This window comes from Mesorhizobium sp. M8A.F.Ca.ET.161.01.1.1, from assembly GCF_004792105.1.
GTDB lineage: Bacteria > Pseudomonadota > Alphaproteobacteria > Rhizobiales > Rhizobiaceae > Mesorhizobium.
In genome coordinates this window covers 37,501-61,992 of the sequence record NZ_SRTD01000001.1, presented here as the reverse complement: position 1 = coordinate 61,992, position 24,492 = coordinate 37,501, and the positions used below count along the sequence as shown (strand labels likewise).

Below are 24,492 nucleotides of genomic sequence, written 5' to 3'. Positions count from 1 at the left end.
GACTGACTATCCCCTACTCACCCATCTCAATCATCCAGCACCCAGGTGTCCTTGGTGCCGCCGCCTTGCGAGGAATTCACCACCAGCGAGCCTTCCTTCAGCGCAACGCGCGTCAGCCCACCAGGCACGATCTGGATGCGATCGGAAACCAGCACATAAGGCCGCAAGTCGACGTGGCGCGGCGCCAGGCCCTTGTCAGTCAGGATCGGACAGGTCGAGAGCGCTAGCGTCGGTTGGGCGATGTAATTAGACGGCTTGGCCTGCAGCTTCTTGGCAAAATCCTGGCATTCCTTCTTGGTTGCAGCCGGGCCGACCAGCATGCCGTAGCCGCCGGAACCGTGCACTTCCTTGATGACGAGCTCATCAATGTGTTCAAGCACATATTTCAGGCTGTCCGGTTCCGAACAGCGCCAGGTCGGGATGTTGCCGAGGATCGCCTTGCGGCCGGTGTAGAATTCGACGATCTCCGGCATGTAGGAATAGATCGCCTTGTCGTCGGCAATGCCGGTTCCCGGCGCATTGGCGATGGTGATGTTCCCGGCGCGGTAGACATCCATGATGCCGGGAATGCCAAGAGCTGAATCCGGCCTGAAGGTCAGCGGGTCCAGGAAAGAATCATCCACGCGGCGGTAGAGAACGTCGATCTGCTTGTAGCCTTCGGTCGTACGCATCGCGACATGGCCGTCGACGACGCGCAGATCCTGTCCCTCCACAAGCTGCACCCCCATCTGGTCGGCAAGGAAGGCGTGTTCGAAATAGGCAGAATTGAAACTGCCGGGCGTCAGCACCGCGATGGTCGGCGCCCCCTTGGTGCCTTGCGGCCGCACCGCCGCCAGCGACTGGCGCAGCAGCTGCGGGTAGTTCTCTACCGGCCGCACCTTGATCTTCTGGAACAGCTCGGGGAACAGTTGCATCATCGTTTCGCGGTTCTCCAACATGTAGGAGACACCGGACGGCGTGCGTGCATTGTCTTCCAGCACGTAGAACTCGTCCTCGCTGATGCGCACGATGTCGACGCCGATAATGTGGGTGTAGACGCCGGCCGGTGGCCGCACGCCGATCATTTCCGGCAGGAAAGCCTCGTTCTTGGCAATCAAATCCCTTGGGACGCGGCCGGCGCGAAGGATTTCCTGGCGATGGTAGATGTCGTCGAGGAAGGCGTTCAGCGCCTGTACGCGCTGCTCGATGCCTTGCGTCAGGCGGCGCCACTCATTGCCTGAAATGATGCGGGGAACGATGTCGAACGGGATCAATCGCTCGGATGCTTCCTGCTCGCCGTAGACGGCAAAAGTGATGCCGGTCTTGCGAAAAACGCGTTCGGCGTCCTGCATCTTTTCGGTAAGTCTGGCTGGATCTTGCTCCTTCAGCCAGCGATCGTAAGCCGAATACGGTCTTCTAAGTCCGGAGACCTCCGGAAGCATTTCATCGAACGCTGCCAATCGCATACTCCCCTGTGACGCCATTTCACTGGCGTCGCCGGAGAAAATCAAGCGCAATCGGCGATTTGGGAGAACCTGACGATGAGTATGTCGCGGCTGCCTAAAATTGAGGCAGCCGAAATATGCGCTTGATCAGGCTTTGCCTCGTGCCCGGGCAAATCCGCTTCGCGACTAGAAGGCGCGGAAGGTGACGACGGTGAAGGTGTCCTTGATGCCGGGAAGAATCTGCACCTTCTCGTTGACGAAATGGCCGACGTCTTCCTCATCATCGACATAGAATTTGGCGAGCAGATCGTAATTGCCGGCGGTGGAGTAGATTTCCGAAGCGATCTCGGCGTCGGCAAGCGCGCTGGCAACCTCGTAGGATTTGCCCAGCTCGCATTTGATCTGCACGAAAAACGCCTTCATGGCTTCGTCCCGCTAAACGTCCACGTTCAAGCGGCCCTTCTGGCAGACTGGAGGCGGGCTTTCAAGCGCTGGAATGCGCACTTAGCCGGCGCGGGCCTTGGCCACGGCCTCGCGCATCTTCGCAACCGGCATGCCGCGCTCGAGGAATCCGCCTAGCCGGGACGAATATTGGCGGCCGCTGAAACCGTGAAGCGCCGTCACCCGTATGTTAGGATGCCTCCGCAACAGCTTTTCTGGAGGCGGCTTTTCGAGGGACGGTGGAGACAGGCCATGCGCCGCGGCTTTTTCGCATTCGCGTTCGTTTCGCTCATGCTGGCTTCCCAGGCGTTTGCCGGCGATGCCGAGATCAAGGCTGGCCAAGCCGTCATCGACGGTCAATTGAAGGCCCTCATCGCCGATGACGGCGCCAAGGCCTACAGCTTCGCCGCTCCGAACGTGAAGCAGGTATTCCCGACCGTCGATGCTTTCATGAACATGGTGACCAACGGCTACCCGCCTGTGCGCAAGCCACGGTCCTACTCTTTCGGCAAGGTCGAGCAGACGGGCCCGGGTTCGATCGTCCAGCAGGTGCTGATCATTGGCCCCGACGGCAAGGACTATGAGGCGGTCTACACGCTTCAGCAGCAGCCCGACGGCACATTTCAGATCACCGGCTGCAGCCTGCGCGCCTCGAATTCGCTGAGCACCTGAACCAGTTCGCTCACTTCAATCCTGGCGCTGATAGAGCGTCCAGCCCTGCCCCGACAGTCCCCAACTCGTCGAGGCATCGACGCGATCATAGGTCAACAGGCAGCCGGACGGGGCCGCGACATGCTCCGGCTGCTGGTCCACGGCGCCCTCGAGGATCAGCCAGGACGGACGCTCGTCACATATCTTGTCGGCCGCGACGAGCAATGACTGGCGTCCCAGCCGTTTGGCAAAATAGTTGACAATCACGGCGATCCGAAAATCTTGATTGCTGGCGTAGCTCGTTGCGCCATTGCGTGTCATCTCCTCAACGATGACGGCATAGGATCCGCGTTCCTTTTCGTAGAATGGCAACAGAAACGTCATCGTGCCGGCTAGGATTGCCACCAGCCCCCCGACGGCAACAAGCCGATATATGCCAGCGGCGGCGAACCCGAGCGCAAGCAACTCGCCCGCGCAAAGCAACAGCAATGTTGCACTGACCAGAAAGTAGCGCGGGAAATCGAGGGTCGGCAGCTGTGCTGCCGCCATCAGAATAGGCAGTCCGATAATCCCGATGACATAGAGACTGGCCCGCCGATCGCGCCGAGTACCGGCAAATACGCAGACAAGGCCGCAGGCCAAGGCAATACAGGCCAAGTTGCTGATCCAAGGCGGCAAGCCGAACAGACAGCGGATCATTCCGCCGTACCCTTGGACGAAGGCCTGGAGCGTGAACGGCGAAACGCCACCAACCTTGAAGCCAAACATCTGGCTGCCGATCATTACGCAGGCGGCTAGCGGCAACAAAGCCAGGAAGGCCGGCGTGAAAATCTGCCCCAGTTCGACGTTGACGCGACCGAGACTGCCGGTGCGCCGCCAGATGAGCCAGGCGCTCCAGGCCACCAGAACCACCACCGTCTCTACCATCGTGAGGTGGGACAAAAACCCGAGGAGGACGATGGCCGCGAACGCGATGCCTGAACGGCCTGTGTCGAACCGGCGTTCCAGGAACACGACGGAGAGGAGCGTGAACAGCACCAGCCCCGCATAGCCTCTCGCCTCGGAGCCGTAATGGACCATCGGATAGCTCACCGCAAACAGCATGCTTGTGGTGACACCAGCCCATCGGCCTTGCGCAGCCACGGCTGCGGCAATGATTGTGCCGACGCCGAGGGCAATCGACAGGCCGCGCTGAAGCAATGGCGAGGCATAAGGACCGATCAGGTACAGGTAGATCGAATTGAGGAAATGATTGTTGTCGTGGTTTACGCGCCAGAATATCTGATCGATCGAGGTAAGCTGCTCGAGCAGCAAGAAACTCCAGATCTCGTCCAGCCAGAGATCGCCGCGCCCACCCAGCAGTCGCAAGACAAGGCCGATTGCCACGATCGCGGCAATCGCCAGGCCGAAACCACGATGCTTGCGCGTTGCCAAACGCAGCAGACTAGCATGCGAATTAGGCAGCGCTAATTTAGAATTGTCGACAGATGGGTCTGCTGTTGCGAACAGTTTCTTGCCCCTTGCCTGAATATAGCTCGGAACAATTACTCTTGGTTCTGTTTAGAAAGAGTGTCCTCGGATCCCAATTCAAAGTACGGGCAGGTCGCCTTTGGCCCAACCCTCGGATATCTCGCCCGAGCGCAGTTCGAAGGTGCCGCTCTCGATCGCGGCCCGGATGTCCTGCATCAGCTTCTGGTAGTAGGAAAGATTGTTCCAGGTCAGCAGCATCGCCCCGAGCGCCTCCTGCGAACGCACCAGATGGTGCAGATAAGCGCGCGAATAGTCGCGCGCAGCGGGGCAATCACTCTCTTCGTCGAGCGGGCGCGGATCGTCAGCGTGACGGGCGTTGCGCAGATTGACCTTGCCGCGCCTGGTATAGGCAAGACCATGCCGGCCGGCTCGCGTCGGCATCACGCAGTCGAACATGTCGATGCCGCGCGCCACCGATTTCAGGATATCGTCCGGCGTGCCCACGCCCATCAGATAGCGCGGCTTGTTGTCAGGCAGTTCCGGGCACGTGATGTCGAGCATGTCGAGCATCACCGCTTGCGGCTCGCCGACAGCCAGGCCGCCGACGGCATAACCCTTCAGGTTCATCGCGCTCAGCGCGTGCGCCGAGCGCATCCTGAGCGCGGCGTTGTCGCCACCTTGCACGATGCCGAACATCGCCTTGCCAGGCTGGTCGCCGAACGCTGTCTTGCAGCGCTCCGCCCAGCGCAGCGACAGTTCCATGGCGCGCTCGATCTCTTTCAACTCGGCCGGCAGCGCCGTGCATTCGTCGAGCTGCATCTGGATGTCGGAATCGAGCAGTCCCTGAATCTCGATCGAGCGCTCCGGCGACATCTCGTAGGGCGCACCGTCGATGTGGGAGCGGAAGGTGACGCCTTTCTCTGTCAGCTTCCTCAGCTTCGACAGCGACATCACCTGAAAACCGCCGCTGTCGGTCAGGATCGGGTGCGGCCAGCGGGCGAATTCGTGCAAGCCGCCAAGCCGCGCGACACGCTCGGCGCCGGGGCGAAGCATCAGGTGATAGGTGTTGCCCAGGATGATGTCGGCACCGACGCCGCGCACTTGGTCCATGTACATGGCCTTGACGGTGCCACCGGTGCCGACCGGCATGAAAGCCGGCGTGCGGATTTCGCCGCGCGGCATGTCGATCAGGCCGCGCCGCGCCTTGCCATCGGTCGCCAGCACCTTGAAGGTGAACGTCTCAGCCATTGAATTCCTTGTCGTGGACCGGCGCATCCGGCGCCTGCCTGTCGAGCGACTGGCGGTAATGGATGCAGCCGCGCATGAATTTGGGCCAGGGTGGCACGGCGATCGCCGGCTCGGTCTTTTCAGGCAGCAGATCCCACAGATCGGGGTGATGCCAGCACAGATCATGGCCTGATGTATCGCGGTGCGCGCGAATACCGGCGCGCAGCTTTTTCACTTCCGCGATCAGGTTTTCGCGATCGAAGGTTTGCAGATCATCGTCCATCGCTCATCTCCGCTCGGTAAAGCAGGCTTGCGTCGCCATAAGAGTAGAACCTGTAGCGGTTCGCGATGGCATGCGCATAGGCGGCACGCATCGTGTCGAGACCGCTGAAGGCCGAAACCAGCATGAACAGTGTCGAGCGCGGCAGATGGAAATTGGTCATCAGCATGTCGGCGGTGCGAAAGCGGTAGCCGGGCGTGATGAAGATGTCGGTCGGGCCGGACCATGGCGCCACCGTACCGTCTTCACGCGCCGCGCTCTCCAGCAGACGCAGCGAGGTCGTACCGACGGCAATGATGCGCCCACCCCTCACTTTTGCTGCGTTGAGCGCATCGACGGTCGCCGCACCGACCGAGCCGATCTCGGCATGCATCTTGTGGTCGGCGGTGTCGTCCGCCTTCACCGGCAGGAACGTACCTGCGCCGACATGCAGCGTGACGAAGCGGCGCTCGATCCCCTTGGCGTCCAGCGCCGCGAAAAGCTCCGGCGTGAAATGCAGGCCTGCGGTCGGCGCCGCCACCGCACCTTCTTCCCGGGCATAGATGGTCTGGTAATCGGCGCGGTCGCGCTCGTCGTCATCGCGCTTCGAGGCGATGTAGGGCGGCAACGGAATGTGGCCGACCGCGTGCAGCGCCTCGTCGAGGAAGGGTCCGGATAGATCAAAGCCGAGCAGCGCTTCGCCGCCCTCGCCCTTTTCGATCACCGTGGCATCGAGTTGGCCAAGGAAACAGGAATTGCCGTCATGACCGAAATGGATACGGTCGCCGGCGGCGATGCGCTTTCCCGGCCGCATGAACGCCAGCCAGCGGTCTGGAGCCATGCGCATGTGCAGCGTGGCCTCGACCTGCGCGGCCGCTTCACCGCGCCGCCTGATGCCTTTCAGTTGCGCTGGAATGACCTTGGTGTCGTTGAAGACCAGCACGTCGCCGGCGCGGAGCAACGACGGCAGATCGCCAACCGTCCGGTCCTCCAGCCGCTTGCCTGGCTCGACGACGAGCATTTTGGCGCTGTCGCGCGGCTCTGCCGGGCGAAGCGCGATGCGCTCTTCCGGCAGGTCGAAATCAAAGAGGTCGACGCGCATCGGGAATCAAAACAGCCGAACGAGCAGCGCTCCGGCCAGCAGAAGCACGGCGCCGGCCACGCGGCCGACTGATATTTCACGCACCGCGACACCGAGGAAGCCGACGCGGTCGATGAGCATGCCGGCCAGCAACTGACCGGCCACCAGGAACGCCATCAGCGCGGCGGCGCCGATGCGTGGCGTCAGGATGGTGGAGAGCGTAACATAGAAGCCGCCGAGCATGCCCCCGGCGACGAACAGCCACGGCGCCGGCGCCTTCCAGTCGAGCGAAATGCCTTGCAGCTTCACCACCGTTACCGAGATGATGCCGAGCACGACCGCGCCCGACAGGAACGAAAACGCGGCCGCCGCGACCGGGAGACCCAGGCCGCGCGCCAGCTGCGAATTGATCGGCGCCTGAATCGCAATGAAGGCGCCGGACAGGATGCCGAGAAGCGACCAGACGACGCCCATCATTGTCGTTTCGCCTTACTTGACGTCTGCCGCGACCTTCAGCGACACGATCTTGTCGGGATCCTGCACCGGCTCGCCGCGCTTGATCTTGTCGACATTCTCCATGCCTTCGATGACCTGGCCCCAGACCGTGTACTGGCGGTTGAGGAACGCGGCATCGTCGAAACAGATGAAGAACTGCGAATTGGCCGAGTTCGGGTTCTGCGAACGGGCCATCGAGCAGGTGCCGCGACCGTGGTTCGCGTTGGAGAACTCTGCCTTCAGGTCAGGCTTTTCCGAGCCGCCCATGCCCGCGCGGGAAGGCGCGAACGAGGGCTTGCTCGAGTTGCCGAACTTGACGTCGCCGGTCTGCGCCATGAAGCCTTCGATGACGCGGTGGAAGACGACGCCATCATAGGCGCCTTCGCGCGCCAGTTCCTTGATGCGGGCGACATGGCCGGGGGCCAAATCGGGAAACAGTTCGATGACGACCTCGCCCTTGGTCGTTTCCATGATGAGCGCGTTCTCGCGGTCCTTGATCTCAGCCATGTCAGATATCCTTTTGTAAAATGGAACTATTTGTCGGCGGCAATGCGCACTTTGATCATCCGGTCGGGATCGGCAACCGTGCCATTGTCCGCCTCGTCGCCCTTCTTGATCTTGTCCACCAGCTCCATGCCGCTGACGACATTGCCGACGATGGTATATTGGCCATCGAGCGGCGGTGCCGGTGCGAACATGATGAAGAACTGCGAATTGGCGGAGTTCGGATCCTGCGAGCGGGCCATGCCGACCACGCCACGCTTGTAGTGCTCGGTCTGAGAGAATTCGGCCGGCAGGTCGGGCAGGTCCGAGCCGCCGGTGCCGACGGCCTGGGCGTTAAATCCCTTTTCCATGTTGCCGAACTTGACGTCGCCGGTCTGCGCCATGAAGCCGTCGATGACGCGATGGAAAGCCACATTGTCATAGGCATGATCGCGCACCAGCTTCTTGATCTGCGCGACATGCTTGGGTGCCAGATCGGGGCGCAACGCTATGGTGACGTCGCCCCCCTTCAGCGTGATGATCATGGTGTTTTCCGGGTCTGCAGCATAGGCGGAAACGGACGCGGTCAAGAGACCGGCGAGCACAACAAGGAATGAGGCGAGCCTTTTGAGCTGCATGAGGATTTTCTCCGAGCTTATTTCGCGAATTTTGCGGTGAGCGCACCGGCCACGGCCGCCGGCACGAAGGGGCGGATGTCGCCGCCCATCGAGGCTATCTGGCGCACAAGTGTGGCGGTAATGGTTCGCACCGACGGGCTGGCGGGCAGGAAAACCGTCTGCAACTCCGGCGCCATGGTTTCGTTCATGCCCGCCATCTGCATTTCGTAGTCGAGGTCGGTGCCATCGCGCAGACCGCGGATCATGATCGAGGCGCCTTCCCTTCTGGCGGCATCGATCACCAGCCCATCGAAAGCGACCACTTTGATGCGGGCGCCATCGCGGCCGAATTCGGCTTTCGTGGCGGCTTCAATCAACCGCACCCGCTCGTCGAAGGAGAACAGCGGCTTCTTGCCCGGATGAATGCCAATCGCCGCATAGACAGTGTCGGCAACCGCCAGTGACGCTTTCAGCACATCGAGATGGCCGTTGGTCAGCGGGTCGAAGGAGCCGGCGTAAAGGGCGATGCGTTCGGTCATGCCGGAGCTTCTAGCGAGCCTCTCTCACAAAGGCAAATCCGATCGGCAGGCGGCCCGTGAACCTTTTCCGGCACATGAACGACAGATGAATACGCTGATCACGAAGCCTTCACGCAGCGTTCACTAGGTTGCACCCTTAATAAGATGAAACCAAAGCCCCATATATCCGTTGTAAGGCGCAGGAGAACACGCACATGCTGATCTACATGCTCGCCACCGCAATGACCGTCGCCATGCTGATCGCCACAGTATTCGGGCTGCATCAGGAGGCGCAGCGCATTCGCGTCAAGGCAACCACCAAACGCTTCGAAGGCTTCGGCCTGCGCAAGCCGTATCGCCATTACTAAGCTATTGTCGACTTGCTGCCGCGCCGGCCACAGGCCGGCGTTACTATGCTAACCAACGACTATTCGCTGTTATCCGGACTGCCGTCAGGCGTCGAACCGGGCTCCGCGCCACCCTCGACCTCTTCCGCTTCCTCGTCCGCTTGTGGCTCCGAAATCCGTTCGACCGAAACCACCTTTTCACCTTCAGCCGTGTTGAAGATGGTCACGCCCTTGGTGGCGCGGCTAGCGAAACGGATGCCATTGACGGGCACACGAATGACGGTGCCGCCGTCCGACACCAGCATGATCTGATCGTCATTGCCGACCGGGAAAGTTGCCACCAGACGGCCGATTTCGGCCGTCTTCGACACGTCTGTGGCGCGGATGCCCTTGCCGCCGCGTCCAGTCAGGCGGAAATCATAGGACGAAGAGCGCTTACCGTAACCGTATTCGGTGACCGTCAGCACGTACTGCTCATGCGCCTTGAGGAACTCGTAGCGCTCGTCGGAAAGCTCCGTCTCCTCGCCGACCTCTTCATTGGTCAGCGCGATCTCTTCCTCTTCACCGGCGGCGATGCCCGCGGCAAGCCGCCGTTCGGCCGCGGCACGCTTAAGGTAGGCGGCGCGTTCAGCCGGCGGCGCATCGACATTCTCGATCACCGACATTGAGATGATGCGGTCGGTGTCAGCCATGGTGATGCCGCGCACGCCGACCGAGTTTCGGCTCTGGAAGACGCGCACGTCACCGACCGAGAAGCGGATGCACTGTCCCGAGCTGGCGGTCAAAAGCACGTCGTCATTGTCGGTGCAGGTCTCGACGCCGAGGATCTCGTCGCCCTCCTCCTCCAGCTTCATGGCGATCTTGCCGTTGCGGTTGACCTGGACGAAGTCGGAAAGCTTGTTGCGGCGCACGGTGCCCCGCGTGGTGGCGAACATCACATCGAGTTCGCCCCAGCTCGTCTCGTCCTCGGGCAGCGGCATGATCGTGGTGATGCGCTCGCCCTGCTCCAGCGGCAGCATATTGATCAGTGCCTTGCCGCGTGACTGCGGGTTGCCGATCGGCAGGCGCCAGACCTTTTCCTTGTAGACGATGCCGCGCGAGGAGAAGAACAGCACCGGCGTGTGCGTGTTGGCGACGAACAGCCGGGTGACGAAATCCTCTTCCTTGGTCGACATGCCGGAGCGACCCTTGCCGCCGCGGCGCTGCGCCCGGTAGAGCGAAAGCGGCACGCGCTTGATGTAGCCGGAATGGCTCACCGTCACGACCATGTCCTCGCGCTGGATCAGGTCCTCGTCTTCCATGTCCGCGCCACCGTCGGTGAGCTCGGTGCGGCGTGGCGTGCCGAACTCGTCGCGCACGGCGGCGAGTTCGTCCTTGACGATCTGCTGAATACGCGCGCGAGACGACAGGATGTCGAGGTAGTCCTTGATCTCGTCGCCGATCGTGTTCAACTCATCGGCGATTTCGTCGCGGCCCAGCGCTGTCAGGCGCTGCAGGCGCAGTTCGAGGATGGCGCGCGCCTGTTCCTCGGACAGATTGTAGGTGCCGTCCTCGTTGATGCGATGGCGTGGATCGTCGATCAGCAGGATCAGCGATTCAACGTCACCCGCAGGCCAGCGCCGCTCCATCAACTGCTCGCGCGCCGACTGCGGATCCGGCGCGGTGCGGATAAGCTTGATCACTTCGTCGATGTTGGCGACGGCGATGGCTAGACCAACCAGCACATGGGCGCGGTCGCGCGCCTTGCGGAGCAGGAACTTAGTCCGCCGGCTGATCACCTCCTCGCGGAAGGTGACGAATGCCGTCAGCATGTCGGTCAGGTTCAGCAGTTCCGGCTTGCCGCCGTTCAGAGCCACCATATTGGCGCCGAAAGACGTCTGCAGCGGCGTGAACCGGTAGAGCTGGTTGAGGACGACGTCGGCAACGGCGTCACGTTTGAGTTCGATGACGACGCGATAACCCTGACGGTCGCTTTCGTCACGAATGTCGGAAATGCCCTCGATGCGCTTGTCGCGCACCAGTTCGGCCATCTTCTCGATCATCGAGGCCTTGTTCACCTGATAGGGAACCTCGGTGATGATGATCGATTCACGGTCATTGCCGCGCTGTTCGATGTTGACCTTGCCGCGCATGACGATTGAGCCGCGGCCTGTGGAATAGGCGCTGTAGATGCCGGAGCGGCCAAGCACGATGCCGCCGGTCGGGAAATCAGGGCCCGGAATGATCTCCATCAGCGCCGGCAGGTCGATCGCCGGATTGTCGATGACGGCAATGGCGGCGTTGCAGACCTCACCGAGATTGTGCGGCGGGATGTTGGTCGCCATGCCGACGGCAATGCCGCCCGAGCCGTTGACCAGCAGATTGGGAAAGCGCGCCGGCAGAACCTTTGGCTCGGTGTCCGATGCATCATAAGTGTCCTGGAAATCGACGGTGTCCTTGTCGATATCCTCCAGAAGCTCATGCGCGACCTTGGTCAGGCGCGATTCGGTATAGCGCATCGCCGCCGGCGGATCGCCGTCGATCGAGCCGAAATTGCCTTGCCCGTCGATCAAGGGCACACGCAGCGACCAGTCCTGCGCCATGCGCACCAAGGCGTCATAGATCGAGGCATCGCCATGCGGATGGTATTTACCCATCACGTCGGCGACAGGACGCGCCGACTTCACGTATTTGCGGTTCCAGTGGTAGCCGCTCTCATGCGCCGCGTAGAGAATGCGGCGGTGCACGGGCTTCAGGCCATCGCGCACATCTGGCAACGCACGGCTGACGATCACGCTCATGGCGTAAGAGAGATAGGAACTCTGCATCTCCTCGATGATGGAGATGGGTTCGATGCCGGTGGGGCCGCCGTCGGCGCCGCGCGGTGTCTTTTGGTCGGTCAAATCGGATCACAATCTAATCAGGAATCACTGACCGCTTATATAGGAAGCACGGCCGAAACTCCAATGTTCACGGCACTTTTCCAGTGTCATTTTTAGTGGTAATTTCAAAAGGATACCGCTAATTGCGACGATATGGCCGTTACGCTTTTCGCCGCCACCAAGGCAAAAGCCTGTAATGGACCAACTCCCCAAGCAAAAGCCGCGATCACCATGAATTGGAGCTCATGGCTACCTTTGCGGGCGCTGCACGGTTGGACGCCCCGGGATTTCAATGGCGATCTGATCGCGGGCGTCACACTGGCCGCGATCGCCATTCCCGAGCAGATGGCGACAGCCAGGCTCGGCGGCTTTGCGCCCGAGGTCGGATTTTTCGCCTTTGTCGCCGGTTCGGTGGCGTTTGCGCTGTTCGGCGCCAATCGCCACCTTTCGACCGGCGCGGATTCGACCATCACGCCTTTGTTTGCCGGCAGCCTGGCGCTGCTCGCATCATCAGGCTCACCGCATTATCTGGCGCTGGCCGCCACGCTGGCGCTGATGGTCGGGCTGATCGTGATGCTGAGCGGCGTCTTTCGCCTCGGCTGGATTGCCGACCTGCTCTCGGTGCCGGTCACGACTGGCTTTCTGGCAGGCATCGCCGTCCATATCATCGTTTCACAATTGCCTGGACTGCTCGGCCTGCCGGCGGAAAGCGGCGAAACCGTGCAGCGCATCGGCGAAATCGCCAGCAGCCTCCATCTCACCAACCCCTGGAGCCTGACGCTCGGCCTTGGGGTATTCGCAATCGTGTTGTTTTCCGAGCTTATCAGCGCCCGCATCCCCGGCGCGCTGATCGGCATGGTGCTTGCCACGACAGCGGTCGCCATTTTCGGCCTCAAGGATCATGGCGTCGAGGTGCTTGGTGCCTTGCCGAATGGCCTGCCGCGGGCAGGGTTGCCACTGGCCGGTCTCGACGACGTGCAGGCGCTCGTTCCGCTGGCATTGCTGATCGCCATCGTCGTCATGGTGCAGACGGCCGCCACGTCCCGTTCCTTCGCTCCGCAGGGCGACGCGCCCGACGTCAACCGCGATTTCGTTGGTGCCGGCGCCGGCAGCATCGCGTCGAGCCTGTTCGGCGCCTTCGCCGTCAACGCCAGCCCACCACGCACGGCAATCGTCTCCCAGTCGGGCGGCCGCTCGCAACTCTCGAGCCTCATTGCCGCGGCGCTCGTTGTGGCGCTGGGCGCCTTTGGCGGCGGCCTGCTCGCCGATGTTCCGCAGGCCGCCCTCGCCGGGGTCCTGATGTTCGTCGCCCAGCACATTCTGCGCTGGAAGGTTTTCGCCAGTGTCTACCGGCAAGCGCCGGTCGAATTCGCATTGATCCTGATCACCATGGCGGCCATCGTCGTGCTGCCCATCGAGACCGGCGTGGCGGTCGGCATCGGCCTGTCGCTGCTGCACGGAATCTGGAGCGCGACCCAGACGCTGCCGATCGAACTTGAACAGGTCCCGGGAACCTCCGTCTGGTGGCCGCCGGGCAAGCCGAGCGCTGGCGAACAACTCCCCGGCGTGCTGGTCGCGGCGTTCCAGGCGCCATTGTCCTTCGTCAATGCCGACGGTTTCAAACGCGGCTTTTGTGATCTGGTCGACGCCCGCAAGGGCGATGTGAAACTCGTCGTGCTGGAGGCCAGTAACATTGTCGAAATCGACTACACCGCCGCCCAGGCATTGATCGAAACCATCACCCATTGCCGCAATGCGGGCGCAATATTCGCCATTGCTCGGATGGAATCGGTGCGTGCCCAGGCAGCCCTTGCGCGGTTCGGCATCATCGATCTCGTCGGCCCGCAGCGGATCTTCCACAGCGTCGATGCCGCCGTCAGGGCTCTGCATTCCGGCCCGCCGGAAAACCAGGAGAGTGCACCATGATCGTCCTGAGAGAGCCGTTGGTGACCCCGGTCCCGGTCAAGGAACTGCGGCCAACGCAAATTACTGTCGGGATGCGCGAGGTGGATCTCAAGCGCCAGCTGATCCGCTCGCAGAGCGCCGCGAACACAGGCGCCTTTCTGGGCAAGCACATGATCCCGGTCGTGTTGGGCCCGAAAAACCGCAACTACGTCACCGATCACCATCATCTCGCCCGCGCCCTGATCGAGGAAGGCGTCAAGGATGTGCTCGTGACGGTGATCAGCGACCTGTCGGCACTGGACAAGGACGCGTTCCTTTTCATGCTCGACAACCGCGGCTGGATGCATCCATTCGATGAAAACGGCCAGCGCTGGGCTTATGCCGCCCTGCCGAAGACCATCGGCGAACTGGTCGACGACCCTTACCGGAGCATGGCTGGCGAACTGCGCCGACTGGGTGGCTACGCCAAGGACACCACGCCGTTCAGCGAATTCCTGTGGGCGGATTTCCTGCGCCGACGCATCGACAAAGGCGCGGTGGCGAAAAATTTCGACAAGGCGATGAAGGATGCGCTCGTGCTGGCCAAGGGCAAGGACGCCGACTATCTGCCCGGCTGGTGCGGGCCGACCATGGACTGATGCCACGGGTGGTGACGCAACTTTTCAGCCGCTGCCCGCGCGCATGGCGCGATAGCGGCCCGGGGTCTCGCCCATGACCCGCCGAAACCGGCGGTTGAAGGTCGACAGATCGTTGAAGCCGGTCTCGAAAGCAATTGCCGAGATGGCATCTTTCGACGTGTGCAATCGCACTGCCGCGCGATGCAACCGGGTCCTGAGCAGGTACTGATAGGGCGTCATGCCGGCGACCTGCCGGAAGGTGCGCAGGAAATGATAGGGGCTGGTCGCGCTCTCATCCGCCAACGCTGGAAGCGAGATCGGTCCGTCGGCACCCAGTTCGATCCGCCGCACCGCCTCGGCAACCCTTTTCTGATCGCGGCGGCTTGGGCCGCACCCGGCATGCGTGGCGCCGGAGATTGTAGCCATCGCGGCACCCGCGATGCGCAAGGCGAGTTCCTCGAAGGCGTCCGCGTCGGCCAGGTCGCGTGCGGCTTCCGCCTCGGCCAGCAACGGCGCCAGGGCCGGTAACGGCGGCAGGCGTGGCGCCGCGAAGGTGAGCGTCCTGGCGCCCGGCACATCAGCCACGATCCGGTCCATATAGGCCGGCCCGAAATGGAAGGAGAGGCAACGGTCACCGCTGCCATGCTCGTGCCCGCATTCGTAGCAGGTGCCGGAATTGCCGAGCAGGAGACTGCCTGGCGCGAGCATTGCCGTGCCTTGCTGCGCGCGGTAGCGGAACGAGCCGCCGGTGACTGCCGCGACGCAAAAATCCCGATGTGCTTCCTCGAACGGCCGATCGCCGGCGCTGGCCGTGCAGATGACATCCGCCACGTGCCAGCCAGGTCCGGATGCAAGGGTATTCGCGGTCGCCGTCATGGCCGAAATATAGCAATTTTTCCCAAGCCCAGAACCCTGCAAGCACCTATTCCTCGCGGTCTCCTGACAAGAAGAGGCCGCAGCCATGTTCGAACAATCCTCATTTGCCGAAGCCTTGCACAGTCCCGGACCGATCGAAGGGCTCGCTGAAAAACTGGCCCTCTACGGCCGCTTCGTCGGTGCCTGGACATTTGACGCCTCACGCCATCTCGAGGACGGCACGGTGCTGACCGGCCGCGGCGAGGTGCATTTCGGCTGGGTGCTGGAAGGCCGGGCGATCCAGGATGTCTGGATCCTGCCCGCGCGCGACGCCGGCCCCTCGCCTTCGCTCGGCAAATGGACTTTTTACGGCACGACATTGCGGGTCTATGACCCAAGCGCCGATGCCTGGCACATTTTCTGGAGCGACCCGCGCAACCAGTATTACAGCCGCCAGCTTGGCCGCGCCGAGGGCGACACCATCGTGCAAGTGGGCGCCGACGGTACCGGGTCGTCGGTGCGCTGGAGCTTTTCGCGGATCACCGAGAATTCCTTCCGCTGGCTCGGCGAGCGCTCGCACCATGGCGCGGACTGGCACCTCGAGGTCGAATTCCTGGCGCGGCGAGTAACTACAAGCTGAAGCAGCACACCATTGTAAGAATGGAGAAAAACATGTTCGATCATGTCTCGATCGGCGTCCGCGACGCCCAATGTGCCGGATGCGAAACGGCCTCGTGACAATGGCCATTTCTTCATTTCTCACTGCTCTCGTATCCGAGGCTCCCCCAGCCGACCGAGCGAAAGATGTGGACCTCTATGGATGGCTGATCGGAAGCTGGGAAATGGACACGGTCCGCCACCTTGACGACGGCACGATCCAGAAATGGACCGGAGAATGCCATTTCGGCTGGGTACTCGAAGGCCGCGCGATTCAGGACATCTGGATCAGGCCCAGGCGCCCTGCGCGGTCCACCATGTATGGCACGACTTTGCGCATCTTCGATCCTGGGATCGGTGGCTGGCACATCATCTGGAATGATCCGCTCAACCAAGATTACTCGCGCCAGATCGGACGGGCCGAGGGTAAGGACATTGTCCAGATCGGCGATGACTCGCGCGGTCTGCAAACTCGATGGCGTTTCACCGAGATCACTGCCAACAGCTTCCATTGGATCGGCGAGGAAAGACCTTCCGAGAGCCACCCTTGGCAAATCACCTATGAGCATTTTGCTCACCGGACAAAGCGCGTCGCCTGAATCCGTTTCGCCGCGACGCGCCCTACCGCATCGAAGTCTCCGGCCCCTCCGACAGTTCCCATCGACCGGGCTTTGCTCTACCAATATCGGAGTGCGGGCTCGGCCCGGCGGGAGGGGTCAGCGATGCCGAGTTTCGACAGCCTGTTCAATGCCTTCGTCACCATTCTCGTGACCATCGATCCGCCCGGGCTGGCACCGCTGTTCCTCGCCGTGACACGCGGCATGAATCGCGACGAGCGCCAGCAGGTCTCCGTACGAGCCTCGATCATCGGCTTCCTGGTGATGGCGCTGTTCGCGATCGCAGGTGCCTCGATCCTGTCGGTGTTCGGCATCACGCTGCCGGCCTTCCGCGTAGCAGGCGGTTTTCTGCTGTTCTTCATCGCCTTCGAAATGGTGTTCGAGCGCCGCCAGGACCGCAAGGAGAAGATCGGCGACGTCGCCATCACCAAGGACATGATCCACAACATCGCCGCCTTCCCGCTGGCGATCCCGCTGATCGCCGGTCCCGGTGCGATTTCGGCGACTGTGCTGCTCTCCGGCTCGTTTCAGGGCTTTGCGGCACAGGCGGCGCTGGTCGGCATCATCTTCGTCTGCCTCGCCATCACCTATCTGGTGTTCGTTCTGTCGGAGCGCATCGACCGCATCCTCGGCCAGACCGGCCGCTCGATCCTGACCCGCCTGCTCGGCGTTATTCTGGCGGCGCTGGCGGTGCAGTTCGTCGCCGACGGCATCAAGGCGCTGATGGCTAGTTGAACGGTATCCCCGCGGCCCTACTGCGCCGTCGTATCGACGATCTCGAAGTCATGCGTAAGCGTGGCCGTCTTGGCCATCATGGCGGAAGCCGAGCAATATTTGTCGATCGACAGATCGATCGCCCGCTTGACCTTGTCGCGCGACAGCGCGCGGCCCTTGACGATGAAATGCATGTGGATGCGGGTGAACACCTTCGGGTCGGTCTCGGCCCGGTCGGCGTCGAGTGCTACGACACAGTCCTCGATCGCCTCGCGTCCCTTTTCAAGGATGTGGACGACATCATAGGCCGAACAGCCGCCGGTGCCGATCAGCACCAGTTCCATCGGGCTCGGCCCCGGGGTCTTGCCGTCCGGGCTGGACGCGGTTCCCAATACGACCTTGTGGCCGCTGCCGGATTCGCCGACGAAGGTGCGCTCCTCGACCCATTTTACCCGTGCCTTCATCGCCCTGTCCTTTCAGTCTGTCGATCGCGCCGGCGTCAGCTCAAATCAACAATGCAAAACCCCGAAAGTCCATGCAGGACCCTCGGGGCATATCAAGCACAAGCATTCGCCGTTTGGTGCGGCTCCCGATCAGAACGGAATTTCGTCGTCCAGTTCGCGCGACGAACCGCCGCCACCGCCGCCCCTGGGAGCATTGCCGCCACCGCGGTTGAACCCTTCATTCGGGCTCGACTGGCCAAAATCCGACCCGCGGCTGCTGCCGCCACCGCTGTAGCCGCCGACCTGGCCGCCCTCACCCTGGCCGCGCGCGTCAAGCATCTGCAGCTCGCCACGGAATTTCTGCAGCACGACTTCGGTCGTGTATTTGTCGGCGCCGGTCTGGTCCTGCCATTTGCGGGTCTGCAACTGGCCCTCGACATAGACCTTCATGCCCTTCTTCAGATATTGCTCCGCCACCTTGGCGATGCCCTCATTGAAGATGACGACGTTATGCCACTCGGTCTTTTCCTTGCGCTCGCCGGAATTCTTGTCGCGCCAGCTTTCCGAGGTGGCGATGCGGATGTTGACGACCGGCTCGCCCGAATTCAGGCGGCGGATTTCAGGGTCCGCGCCGAGATTGCCGACCAGAATGACCTTATTGACGCTACCCGCCATGATATTTCTCCGCGCTCATCCGAAACAAATTTTTGTCGCAGCACCTTACAGGCTACGGACGTCAGCCGCCTGCCAAGGCTGGCTTTTCCCACAAGGTTTTTGTTCCCTTTTCGTTCCTATATGCATCGCCGCTGATTGTCAAGGAATGGCAGCAATGGCCAAGGTCCTCATATGGGTTGCAAAACAGCGCTTGCCAAATCAATAAGTATCGACTTATGCTTTTGTCATGATCGAAGCAGAGATTTTCCGCGCCCTGGCCGACCCGACACGCCGCGCCGTCTTCGAGCGTCTCGCGACGAGCGAGATGAGGGTGTCGGAACTGCGCAGCGGCCTGACTGTGTCGCAGCCCGCCGTCTCCCAGCACTTGGCGGTGCTGCGCGGTGCCGGTCTCGTGGTCGAGCGGCGGGCCGGCCGCAACGCCTATTACCGCGCCGATCCGCAGGGGCTTGCCCCGCTGCTCTCCTGGATTGAACGCTACCGGACGTTCTGGCCGGAGCGCATCGAAAGGCTGAAGACGGTTTTGAAGGACATGGATCAATGAAGAGCCAACGCGAAGTCGCACCGGATGCGATCGAATTCGAATATGACCTAGCCGAGCCGCCGGAAAAGGTGTGGCGGGCGCTGACCGTGCCGGAACTGCTCGCCGCCTGGATGATGCCGAATGATATCAGGCCACAGACCGGCAGCCGCTTTGCCTTCGCCGGGCCCGACGCGGCAATCGAGTGCGAGATCCTCGACGCCGAGCCCGAGCACCTGCTGCGCTATTCCTGGCGGGAACAGTCGGACGATGCGGCGCGACAGCACCCGCTCGACAGCACCGTCACCTTCACACTCGCCCGCACCGTTTCGGGCGGCACGCATCTGCGCATCGTCCATGACGGCTTTGCTCGCAAGGCGGCCGTTACCATGACGAGCGCCGGCTGCCGGCTTTCGCTGCGCGGAGCTGGAAAGCTCATCGCCGCGAGCAACACGCCGCATCTTCTGCTGCGCACGGCCTGAACACGGAAATTGGAGAAGAAAAATGAGCGGTGTTGCCAGTCTTGTGCCGATGGTGATCGAGCAATCGAGCCGCGGCGAACGTGCCTTCGACATTTTTTCGCGGCTGCTGCGCGAGCGCATCGTCTTCATCAACGGCGAGATCAATGACGACGTCTCGGCGCTGGTCTGCGCGCAGCTTTTGTCGCTGGAATCGGACAATCCCGAGAAGGAGATTTCGCTCTACATCAACTCACCGGGTGGCATGGTGACCAGCGGCTTCGCCATTTACGACACGATGCAATATATCAGTTGCCCGGTGTCGACCGTGTGCATGGGCTTTGCCGCGTCGATGGGATCGTTCCTGCTGATGGCGGGCACGGCCGGGCGCCGGATCGCGCTGCCCAATGCCACCATCCTGCTGCATCAGCCGCTCGGCGGCTTCCAGGGCCAAGCTTCCGACATCCAGCGGCATGCCGAACGCATCGGCCAGACCAAGCGCCACATGACCGAACTCTACGCCCAGCATTGCGGCCGCAGCTATGAAGAGGTCGAACGCACGCTCGACCGCGACCATTTCATGACGGCCCGCGAGGCCCAGGCATGGGGCCTTGTCGACCATGTTTTCGACACCCGCAAAAAGGCGGCGTGACCCGAGAACGAAGATTTGACGATACCGGTCTGGTTCAAGTGGCGGCAGGTCCCTATAACAGGGGGATGACCGACGCACATCGATCAAGACCATTGCACCGTGTCACAGCCACCATGGTGCTCGCCATCGTCGGCCTTTTCTCCTGTGCGGCACTTGCCGACGGCGCCTCGTCGTCGGCGCAGAAAGGCGCCCTGCCCGGCGTGAGCGGCGACTATCGCATCGCCAAGCCAGCCCCGGTGCCCGAACCCGACGACGCATTCCCTAGCAGCGGCAACGGGCAGTTCAAGATCGGCGATACGGATGTCAGGATTTCCGGCAGCATCACGGTCGATGTCGGGGTTGGCGGGATCAAGCCGCCCAGGTAGGGCAAAAGATCGGTCCTGCAAACTCGAGCCCGCCCAAAAGAATAGCCCCGCCGTGCCTGGGGCAAACGGACGGGGCTTTTCTGGATCTCAAATCCATTTTTTGCCGGGAGTGTACTGCCGGCGTTGGATTTCGGATGCATCGCGGCATTCAGCCGACGATCCGACTAACAGTCTCTAATTTTGGGGGATATGGCAGGTCACGGTTTGTCTGGTGGCGCAAACGCTATACCCTGGCACTTATGCCTGCCTCGGCTCCAACGAGACGTGGAGCCCTGGGGGACTATCCGGTGGCGTCATGCTCCGCTCCTTTGTCCGTTACGACATTGCCATCGCGAAGCGCAAATCGCAAATGCCTGCGGCGTCTCGCAGGCCGCATTGGGGCGGCGAGGCCATCGAAAGACGGCCGGCTTCGCTGACCTCTGGAGACTGCCCCCGTGAGCCGGTCGCGTCAACCATCAATAGCCGGTTACGGAAAAATGTGATCGCCGGGAGGTTACGTCAGGGTCAGTTTCCGCATAGCTTTGTCAGGAGCGTGTTCGGTCTTTGTTCTTTCCGCTTGCCCCTTCGCGCGAAAGACGGTTAAACGACTTCTGTCGGGAGTTGTGGCGTCTCTCGACGTGGCGGCAAAAAGACCTACATAGGGGATGGCCGGGAAAAACCCGCCAATCCCACGAATTCCAGATCTGAGGCGGCGACCGGCGATGGCCGACCATAAATTCCTTTCCATTCGCGGGGCGCGCGAACACAATCTGAAGAATGTCGATCTCGACCTGCCGCGTGACAGCCTGATCGTCATGACCGGCCTGTCGGGCTCCGGCAAATCATCGCTCGCCTTCGACACCATCTATGCCGAGGGCCAGCGCCGCTATGTCGAGAGCCTCTCGGCCTATGCACGGCAATTCCTCGAAATGATGCAGAAGCCCGACGTCGACCAGATCGACGGCCTTTCGCCGGCCATCTCCATCGAGCAGAAGACCACCTCGAAGAACCCGCGTTCGACGGTCGGCACCGTCACCGAGATCTACGACTATATGCGGCTTCTGTTTGCCCGTGTCGGCGTGCCCTATTCGCCGGCCACCGGCCTGCCGATCGAGAGCCAGACGGTCAGCCAGATGGTCGACCGGGTACTGGCGGTCGAGGAAGGCACGCGCCTGTTCCTGCTGGCGCCCATCGTGCGCGGCCGCAAGGGCGAATACCGCAAGGAACTGCTGGAGTTGCAGAAGAAGGGGTTCCAGCGCGTCAAGGTCGACGGCGTCTTCTATGAAATCGCCGACGTGCCGGCGCTGGACAAGAAATACAAGCACGACATCGACGTCGTCGTCGACCGCATCGTCGTGCGCGGCGACCTTGCCACGCGTCTCGCCGACTCCATCGAGACGGCATTGAAGCTGGCCGAGGGGCTGGCGGTGGCCGAGTTCGCCGACAAGCCGCTCGACGCCAGCCAGACCGGCGAGGATTCGGTCAACAAATCCAAGAACGAGACGCATGAGCGCATCCTGTTCTCGGAAAAATTTGCCTGTCCGGTGTCCGGCTTCACCATTCCGGAGATCGAACCCAGGCTGTTCTCCTTCAACAACCCGTTCGGCGCCTGCCCGACCTGCGACGGTCTCGGCAGCCAGCGCGCCATCGATCCCAACCTCGTCGTGCCCGACGAGAACGTGTCGCTGCGCGACGGCGCCGTCAGCCCGTGGGCGAAGTCGACCTCGCCCTATTACTCGCAGACGCTCGAGGCATTGGGCAAGGCCTACAACTTCAAGCTCGGCGACAAGTTCAAGGATCTTTCCGCCGAGGCCCAGGAGGCGATCCTGCGCGGCACCGGCGAGCGCGAAATCACCTTCCAATATGATGACGGCCTGCGCTCCTACAAGACGACCAAGACCTTCGAAGGCGTCATCCCCAATCTCGAGCGACGCTGGAAGGAAACCGAATCCGCCTGGATGCGCGAGGAGATCGAGCGCTTCATGTCGGCAACGCCCTGCCCGGCCTGCAAGGGCTATCGGCTGAAGCCTGAAGCGCTGGCGGTGAAGATCGGCGGCAAGCATATCGGCGAAGTGACGGAACAGTCGATCCGCAATGCCGATCGCTGGTTTACCGACCTGCCGGCGCAGCTCAACGACAAGCAGAATGAGATCGCTGTCCGCGTCTTGAAGGAAATCCGCGAGCGCCTGCGCTTCCTCAACGATGTCGGTCTCGACTATCTCACTTTGTCGCGCAATTCCGGCACGCTGTCGGGCGGCGAAAGCCAGCGCATCCGGCTGGCCTCGCAGATCGGCTCGGGCCTCACCGGCGTGCTCTACGTTCTGGACGAGCCGTCGATCGGCCTGCACCAGCGCGACAACACGCGTCTGCTCGACACGCTCAAGCATTTGCGCGACATCGGCAACACGGTGATCGTCGTCGAGCATGACGAGGACGCCATCCTGCATGCCGACTATGTCGTCGACATGGGTCCGGCCGCCGGCATCCATGGCGGCGAGATCATCGCCCAGGGCACGCCGCAGCAGGTGATGGCCAACCCCAATTCGATCACCGGCAAATATTTGTCGGGTGCGCTCGAAGTAGCGACGCCCGGCGTGCGTCGCGAGGCGAAGAAGAACCGGCGCCTGAAGGTTGTCGGCGCGCGCGGCAACAATCTGAAGAACGTCACCGCCGAAATCCCGCTCGGCACCTTCACCGCCGTCACCGGCGTGTCGGGCGGCGGCAAGTCGACCTTCCTGATCGAGACGCTGTTCAAGGCGGCCTCGCGCCGCATCATGGGTTCGCGCGAGCATCCGGCCGAACACGACCGCATCGAGGGGCTGGAATTCCTCGACAAGGTCATCGACATCGACCAGTCGCCCATCGGGCGGACGCCGCGTTCGAACCCCGCTACCTATACCGGCGCCTTCACGCCGATCCGCGACTGGTTCGCCGGCCTGCCGGAAGCCAAGGCGCGCGGCTACCAGCCGGGACGTTTCTCGTTCAACGTCAAGGGCGGCCGCTGCGAGGCCTGCCAGGGCGACGGCGTCATCAAGATCGAGATGCACTTCTTGCCCGACGTCTACGTCACCTGCGATGTCTGCCACGGCAAGCGCTACAATAGGGAGACGCTCGACGTCCTGTTCAAGGGCAAGTCGATCGCCGACGTGCTCGACATGACCGTCGAGGAAGGCGTCGATTTCTTCGCCGCCGTGCCTGGCGTGCGCGACAAGCTCGACACGCTGAAGCAGGTCGGCCTCGGCTACATCCATATCGGCCAGCAGGCGACGACGCTGTCGGGCGGCGAGGCGCAACGCATCAAGCTGGCCAAGGAACTGTCGCGCAAGGCGACGGGCAAGACGCTCTACATCCTCGACGAGCCGACCACTGGCCTGCATTTCCACGACGTCGCCAAGCTGTTGGAAGTGCTGCACGAATTGGTCGACCAGGGCAACACGGTGGTGGTCATCGAGCACAATCTCGAAGTGATCAAGACCGCCGACTGGGTGCTCGACCTCGGTCCCGAAGGCGGTGATGGCGGCGGCGAGCTGGTCGCGTCTGGAACGCCGGAAGCAATCGTGCGGGAGAAGCGCAGCTACACCGGCCAGTTCCTCAAGGAGCTTCTGGAACGGCGCCCGGGGGGCAAGCGCGAAGCGGCGGAGTGATGGGTAGGGATGGTCGCATCACGGTCCAGAGCAGCTTTGGCGTGAGGCTTGCCCGCCCAGAAGATCTCGCCGCGATCGTCGCGCTGACTCAAGCGGCCTATGCCCCCTACAACGCGATACTCGACGCGCCACCGATCCCGGTTACCGAGGACTACGCACCGCGCGTCGCCCAGGGCGAGGTCTGGCTGCTGGAGAGGGACGCCACGCTTGCCGGGCTAATCACGCTGGAGCGCCATCCCGACCACGTCATGATCTTCTCCGTCGCGGTCGCCCCCGGCTCCCAAGGCAAGGGATTTGGCATCGCGTTACTCAATCACGCGGATGAACAGGCAAGTCTGTGGGGCCTGCCGGAGGTGCGGCTCTACACCAACGCCAAGATGGAACGGAACATCGCGCTCTATCTCGCCTATGGTTTTCACGAAACGGGTCGCCGACCCAATCCCTATCGGCCAGGGTGGGTACTGGTCGACATGGCCAAACCCGTCGACAGGCCCACCGCGGCTTGATCGCTTTTGAAATC

General features: G+C 62.2%; 27 protein-coding genes. 13 read left to right on the top strand and 14 right to left on the bottom strand.

What is annotated here, in order from left to right; genetic code table 11:
• Positions 1-26 precede the first annotated feature (26 nt).
• Together EN804_RS00305 and EN804_RS00300 are read right to left on the bottom strand one after the other, a co-directional pair.
• Positions 27-1,439, bottom strand: coding sequence for a circularly permuted type 2 ATP-grasp protein (locus EN804_RS00305; RefSeq protein WP_167531426.1), 1,413 nt, complete (start codon positions 1,437-1,439; stop codon positions 27-29).
• 171 nt (positions 1,440-1,610) lie between these two features.
• A complete protein-coding gene (locus tag EN804_RS00300; protein ID WP_010909609.1) occupies positions 1,611-1,847 on the bottom strand; it encodes an Lrp/AsnC family transcriptional regulator in 237 nt (78 codons plus the stop codon).
• A 270-nt stretch (positions 1,848-2,117) separates the two neighbouring features.
• Here EN804_RS00300 and EN804_RS00295 point away from each other — a divergent pair, with 270 nt between their 5' ends.
• Positions 2,118-2,537: a DUF4864 domain-containing protein gene (locus EN804_RS00295; RefSeq protein ID WP_127279995.1), complete on the top strand. Its 420-nt coding sequence runs from the start codon at positions 2,118-2,120 to the stop codon at positions 2,535-2,537.
• 15 nt (positions 2,538-2,552) lie between these two features.
• Here EN804_RS00295 and EN804_RS00290 read toward each other — a convergent pair whose 3' ends face one another.
• The 8 genes from EN804_RS00290 to coaD all read right to left on the bottom strand — a co-directional run bounded on the left by EN804_RS00290 (position 2,553) and on the right by coaD (position 8,687).
• Entirely contained in the window at positions 2,553-3,950 is a 1,398-nt protein-coding gene (locus EN804_RS00290) for a hypothetical protein (RefSeq protein ID WP_135918448.1), read from the bottom strand.
• 153 nt (positions 3,951-4,103) lie between these two features.
• Entirely contained in the window at positions 4,104-5,234 is a 1,131-nt protein-coding gene (gene tgt, locus EN804_RS00285) for a tRNA guanosine(34) transglycosylase Tgt (RefSeq protein WP_135918447.1), read from the bottom strand.
• Positions 5,227-5,496, bottom strand: a complete 270-nt coding sequence (locus EN804_RS00280) for a hypothetical protein (RefSeq protein WP_135918446.1) — start codon at positions 5,494-5,496, stop codon at positions 5,227-5,229. The genes tgt and EN804_RS00280 overlap by 8 nt, the downstream gene beginning before the upstream one ends.
• Positions 5,486-6,574, bottom strand: coding sequence for a tRNA preQ1(34) S-adenosylmethionine ribosyltransferase-isomerase QueA (queA, locus tag EN804_RS00275; RefSeq protein WP_135918445.1), 1,089 nt, complete (start codon positions 6,572-6,574; stop codon positions 5,486-5,488). The genes EN804_RS00280 and queA overlap by 11 nt, the downstream gene beginning before the upstream one ends.
• Positions 6,575-6,580: 6 nt before the next feature.
• The gene (locus tag EN804_RS00270) at positions 6,581-7,030 is read right to left on the bottom strand and encodes a DMT family transporter (protein ID WP_127279990.1); all 450 of its coding nucleotides are present in this window, start codon (positions 7,028-7,030) and stop codon (positions 6,581-6,583) included.
• A gap of 12 nt (positions 7,031-7,042) precedes the next feature.
• On the bottom strand, positions 7,043-7,555 hold the full coding sequence (locus EN804_RS00265; RefSeq protein WP_135864486.1) for a peptidylprolyl isomerase: 513 nt from the start codon (positions 7,553-7,555) through the stop codon (positions 7,043-7,045).
• Positions 7,556-7,581: 26 nt separating this feature from the next.
• On the bottom strand, positions 7,582-8,169 hold the full coding sequence (locus EN804_RS00260) for a peptidylprolyl isomerase (RefSeq protein ID WP_127281065.1): 588 nt from the start codon (positions 8,167-8,169) through the stop codon (positions 7,582-7,584).
• Between the two features lie 17 nt (positions 8,170-8,186).
• Entirely contained in the window at positions 8,187-8,687 is a 501-nt protein-coding gene (gene coaD, locus EN804_RS00255; RefSeq protein WP_127872530.1) for a pantetheine-phosphate adenylyltransferase, read from the bottom strand.
• A 194-nt stretch (positions 8,688-8,881) separates the two neighbouring features.
• Between coaD and EN804_RS00250 the strand changes: the two genes are divergently transcribed.
• Positions 8,882-9,034, top strand: coding sequence for a hypothetical protein (locus EN804_RS00250; RefSeq protein ID WP_015317717.1), 153 nt, complete (start codon positions 8,882-8,884; stop codon positions 9,032-9,034).
• 59 nt (positions 9,035-9,093) lie between these two features.
• On the opposite strand, the gene gyrA is transcribed toward EN804_RS00250, so the two are convergent.
• On the bottom strand, positions 9,094-11,895 hold the full coding sequence (gene gyrA / locus EN804_RS00245) for a DNA gyrase subunit A (RefSeq protein ID WP_135864480.1): 2,802 nt from the start codon (positions 11,893-11,895) through the stop codon (positions 9,094-9,096).
• A 210-nt stretch (positions 11,896-12,105) separates the two neighbouring features.
• Between gyrA and EN804_RS00240 the strand changes: the two genes are divergently transcribed.
• Positions 12,106-13,800, top strand: coding sequence for a SulP family inorganic anion transporter (locus tag EN804_RS00240; RefSeq protein ID WP_246693332.1), 1,695 nt, complete (start codon positions 12,106-12,108; stop codon positions 13,798-13,800).
• The gene (locus EN804_RS00235; RefSeq protein WP_135918444.1) at positions 13,797-14,417 is read left to right on the top strand and encodes a ParB-like protein; all 621 of its coding nucleotides are present in this window, start codon (positions 13,797-13,799) and stop codon (positions 14,415-14,417) included. The genes EN804_RS00240 and EN804_RS00235 overlap by 4 nt, the downstream gene beginning before the upstream one ends.
• Positions 14,418-14,441: 24 nt before the next feature.
• Here EN804_RS00235 and EN804_RS00230 read toward each other — a convergent pair whose 3' ends face one another.
• Complete coding sequence (locus EN804_RS00230) at positions 14,442-15,272, bottom strand: AraC family transcriptional regulator (RefSeq protein WP_135918443.1); 831 nt, start codon at positions 15,270-15,272, stop codon at positions 14,442-14,444.
• Positions 15,273-15,357: 85 nt separating this feature from the next.
• On the opposite strand from EN804_RS00230, the gene EN804_RS00225 reads away from it, so the two are divergent.
• The 3 genes from EN804_RS00225 to EN804_RS00215 all read left to right on the top strand — a co-directional run bounded on the left by EN804_RS00225 (position 15,358) and on the right by EN804_RS00215 (position 17,260).
• Positions 15,358-15,891 (top strand): hypothetical protein, encoded by a 534-nt coding sequence (locus EN804_RS00225; RefSeq protein ID WP_135918442.1) that lies wholly within the window; start codon positions 15,358-15,360, stop codon positions 15,889-15,891.
• Positions 15,892-16,093: 202 nt separating this feature from the next.
• Positions 16,094-16,507 carry a hypothetical protein gene (locus EN804_RS00220; RefSeq protein ID WP_135897774.1) on the top strand — a complete coding sequence of 138 codons (414 nt, stop codon included), beginning with the start codon at positions 16,094-16,096 and terminating at the stop codon, positions 16,505-16,507.
• 123 nt (positions 16,508-16,630) lie between these two features.
• The gene (locus EN804_RS00215; protein WP_127280359.1) at positions 16,631-17,260 is read left to right on the top strand and encodes a MarC family protein; all 630 of its coding nucleotides are present in this window, start codon (positions 16,631-16,633) and stop codon (positions 17,258-17,260) included.
• A 17-nt stretch (positions 17,261-17,277) separates the two neighbouring features.
• Here the strand turns inward: EN804_RS00215 and EN804_RS00210 are convergent, their stop codons facing one another.
• On the bottom strand, positions 17,278-17,703 hold the full coding sequence (locus tag EN804_RS00210) for an OsmC family protein (protein WP_135918441.1): 426 nt from the start codon (positions 17,701-17,703) through the stop codon (positions 17,278-17,280).
• A gap of 129 nt (positions 17,704-17,832) precedes the next feature.
• Entirely contained in the window at positions 17,833-18,357 is a 525-nt protein-coding gene (locus tag EN804_RS00205) for a single-stranded DNA-binding protein (protein ID WP_023773877.1), read from the bottom strand.
• 226 nt (positions 18,358-18,583) lie between these two features.
• Between EN804_RS00205 and EN804_RS00200 the strand changes: the two genes are divergently transcribed.
• From EN804_RS00200 to EN804_RS00175, 6 genes are all read left to right on the top strand, one after another.
• Positions 18,584-18,898 carry a metalloregulator ArsR/SmtB family transcription factor gene (locus EN804_RS00200; RefSeq protein WP_135918440.1) on the top strand — a complete coding sequence of 105 codons (315 nt, stop codon included), beginning with the start codon at positions 18,584-18,586 and terminating at the stop codon, positions 18,896-18,898.
• On the top strand, positions 18,895-19,356 hold the full coding sequence (locus EN804_RS00195; RefSeq protein WP_135918439.1) for an SRPBCC domain-containing protein: 462 nt from the start codon (positions 18,895-18,897) through the stop codon (positions 19,354-19,356). The genes EN804_RS00200 and EN804_RS00195 overlap by 4 nt, the downstream gene beginning before the upstream one ends.
• 22 nt (positions 19,357-19,378) lie before the next feature.
• Positions 19,379-19,984: an ATP-dependent Clp protease proteolytic subunit gene (locus EN804_RS00190; RefSeq protein WP_127280361.1), complete on the top strand. Its 606-nt coding sequence runs from the start codon at positions 19,379-19,381 to the stop codon at positions 19,982-19,984.
• A 113-nt stretch (positions 19,985-20,097) separates the two neighbouring features.
• Positions 20,098-20,349, top strand: coding sequence for a hypothetical protein (locus EN804_RS00185; protein ID WP_167531436.1), 252 nt, complete (start codon positions 20,098-20,100; stop codon positions 20,347-20,349).
• Positions 20,350-21,050: 701 nt separating this feature from the next.
• Positions 21,051-23,972, top strand: coding sequence for an excinuclease ABC subunit UvrA (uvrA, locus tag EN804_RS00180; protein WP_127872539.1), 2,922 nt, complete (start codon positions 21,051-21,053; stop codon positions 23,970-23,972).
• Positions 23,972-24,478, top strand: a complete 507-nt coding sequence (locus EN804_RS00175) for a GNAT family N-acetyltransferase (RefSeq protein WP_135864456.1) — start codon at positions 23,972-23,974, stop codon at positions 24,476-24,478. The genes uvrA and EN804_RS00175 overlap by 1 nt, the downstream gene beginning before the upstream one ends.
• Positions 24,479-24,492: the final 14 nt, after the last annotated feature.

Bases quoted from the DNA above. Each gene is read 5' to 3' on its own strand.
- EN804_RS00300 (WP_010909609.1), bottom strand. From the start codon at position 1,847: ATGAAGGCGTTTTTCGTGCAGATCAAATGCGAGCTGGGCAAATCCTAC.
- EN804_RS00295 (WP_127279995.1), top strand. From the start codon at position 2,118: ATGCGCCGCGGCTTTTTCGCATTCGCGTTCGTTTCGCTCATGCTGGCT.
- tgt (WP_135918447.1), bottom strand. From the start codon at position 5,234: ATGGCTGAGACGTTCACCTTCAAGGTGCTGGCGACCGATGGCAAGGCG.
- EN804_RS00280 (WP_135918446.1), bottom strand. From the start codon at position 5,496: ATGGACGATGATCTGCAAACCTTCGATCGCGAAAACCTGATCGCGGAA.
- queA (WP_135918445.1), bottom strand. From the start codon at position 6,574: ATGCGCGTCGACCTCTTTGATTTCGACCTGCCGGAAGAGCGCATCGCG.
- EN804_RS00270 (WP_127279990.1), bottom strand. From the start codon at position 7,030: ATGATGGGCGTCGTCTGGTCGCTTCTCGGCATCCTGTCCGGCGCCTTC.
- EN804_RS00265 (WP_135864486.1), bottom strand. From the start codon at position 7,555: ATGGCTGAGATCAAGGACCGCGAGAACGCGCTCATCATGGAAACGACC.
- EN804_RS00260 (WP_127281065.1), bottom strand. From the start codon at position 8,169: ATGCAGCTCAAAAGGCTCGCCTCATTCCTTGTTGTGCTCGCCGGTCTC.
- coaD (WP_127872530.1), bottom strand. From the start codon at position 8,687: ATGACCGAACGCATCGCCCTTTACGCCGGCTCCTTCGACCCGCTGACC.
- EN804_RS00250 (WP_015317717.1), top strand. From the start codon at position 8,882: ATGCTGATCTACATGCTCGCCACCGCAATGACCGTCGCCATGCTGATC.
- EN804_RS00240 (WP_246693332.1), top strand. From the start codon at position 12,106: ATGAATTGGAGCTCATGGCTACCTTTGCGGGCGCTGCACGGTTGGACG.
- EN804_RS00235 (WP_135918444.1), top strand. From the start codon at position 13,797: ATGATCGTCCTGAGAGAGCCGTTGGTGACCCCGGTCCCGGTCAAGGAA.
- EN804_RS00230 (WP_135918443.1), bottom strand. From the start codon at position 15,272: ATGACGGCGACCGCGAATACCCTTGCATCCGGACCTGGCTGGCACGTG.
- EN804_RS00225 (WP_135918442.1), top strand. From the start codon at position 15,358: ATGTTCGAACAATCCTCATTTGCCGAAGCCTTGCACAGTCCCGGACCG.
- EN804_RS00220 (WP_135897774.1), top strand. From the start codon at position 16,094: ATGGACACGGTCCGCCACCTTGACGACGGCACGATCCAGAAATGGACC.
- EN804_RS00215 (WP_127280359.1), top strand. From the start codon at position 16,631: ATGCCGAGTTTCGACAGCCTGTTCAATGCCTTCGTCACCATTCTCGTG.
- EN804_RS00210 (WP_135918441.1), bottom strand. From the start codon at position 17,703: ATGAAGGCACGGGTAAAATGGGTCGAGGAGCGCACCTTCGTCGGCGAA.
- EN804_RS00205 (WP_023773877.1), bottom strand. From the start codon at position 18,357: ATGGCGGGTAGCGTCAATAAGGTCATTCTGGTCGGCAATCTCGGCGCG.
- EN804_RS00200 (WP_135918440.1), top strand. From the start codon at position 18,584: ATGATCGAAGCAGAGATTTTCCGCGCCCTGGCCGACCCGACACGCCGC.
- EN804_RS00195 (WP_135918439.1), top strand. From the start codon at position 18,895: ATGAAGAGCCAACGCGAAGTCGCACCGGATGCGATCGAATTCGAATAT.
- EN804_RS00190 (WP_127280361.1), top strand. From the start codon at position 19,379: ATGAGCGGTGTTGCCAGTCTTGTGCCGATGGTGATCGAGCAATCGAGC.
- EN804_RS00185 (WP_167531436.1), top strand. From the start codon at position 20,098: ATGGTGCTCGCCATCGTCGGCCTTTTCTCCTGTGCGGCACTTGCCGAC.
- uvrA (WP_127872539.1), top strand. From the start codon at position 21,051: ATGGCCGACCATAAATTCCTTTCCATTCGCGGGGCGCGCGAACACAAT.
- EN804_RS00175 (WP_135864456.1), top strand. From the start codon at position 23,972: ATGGGTAGGGATGGTCGCATCACGGTCCAGAGCAGCTTTGGCGTGAGG.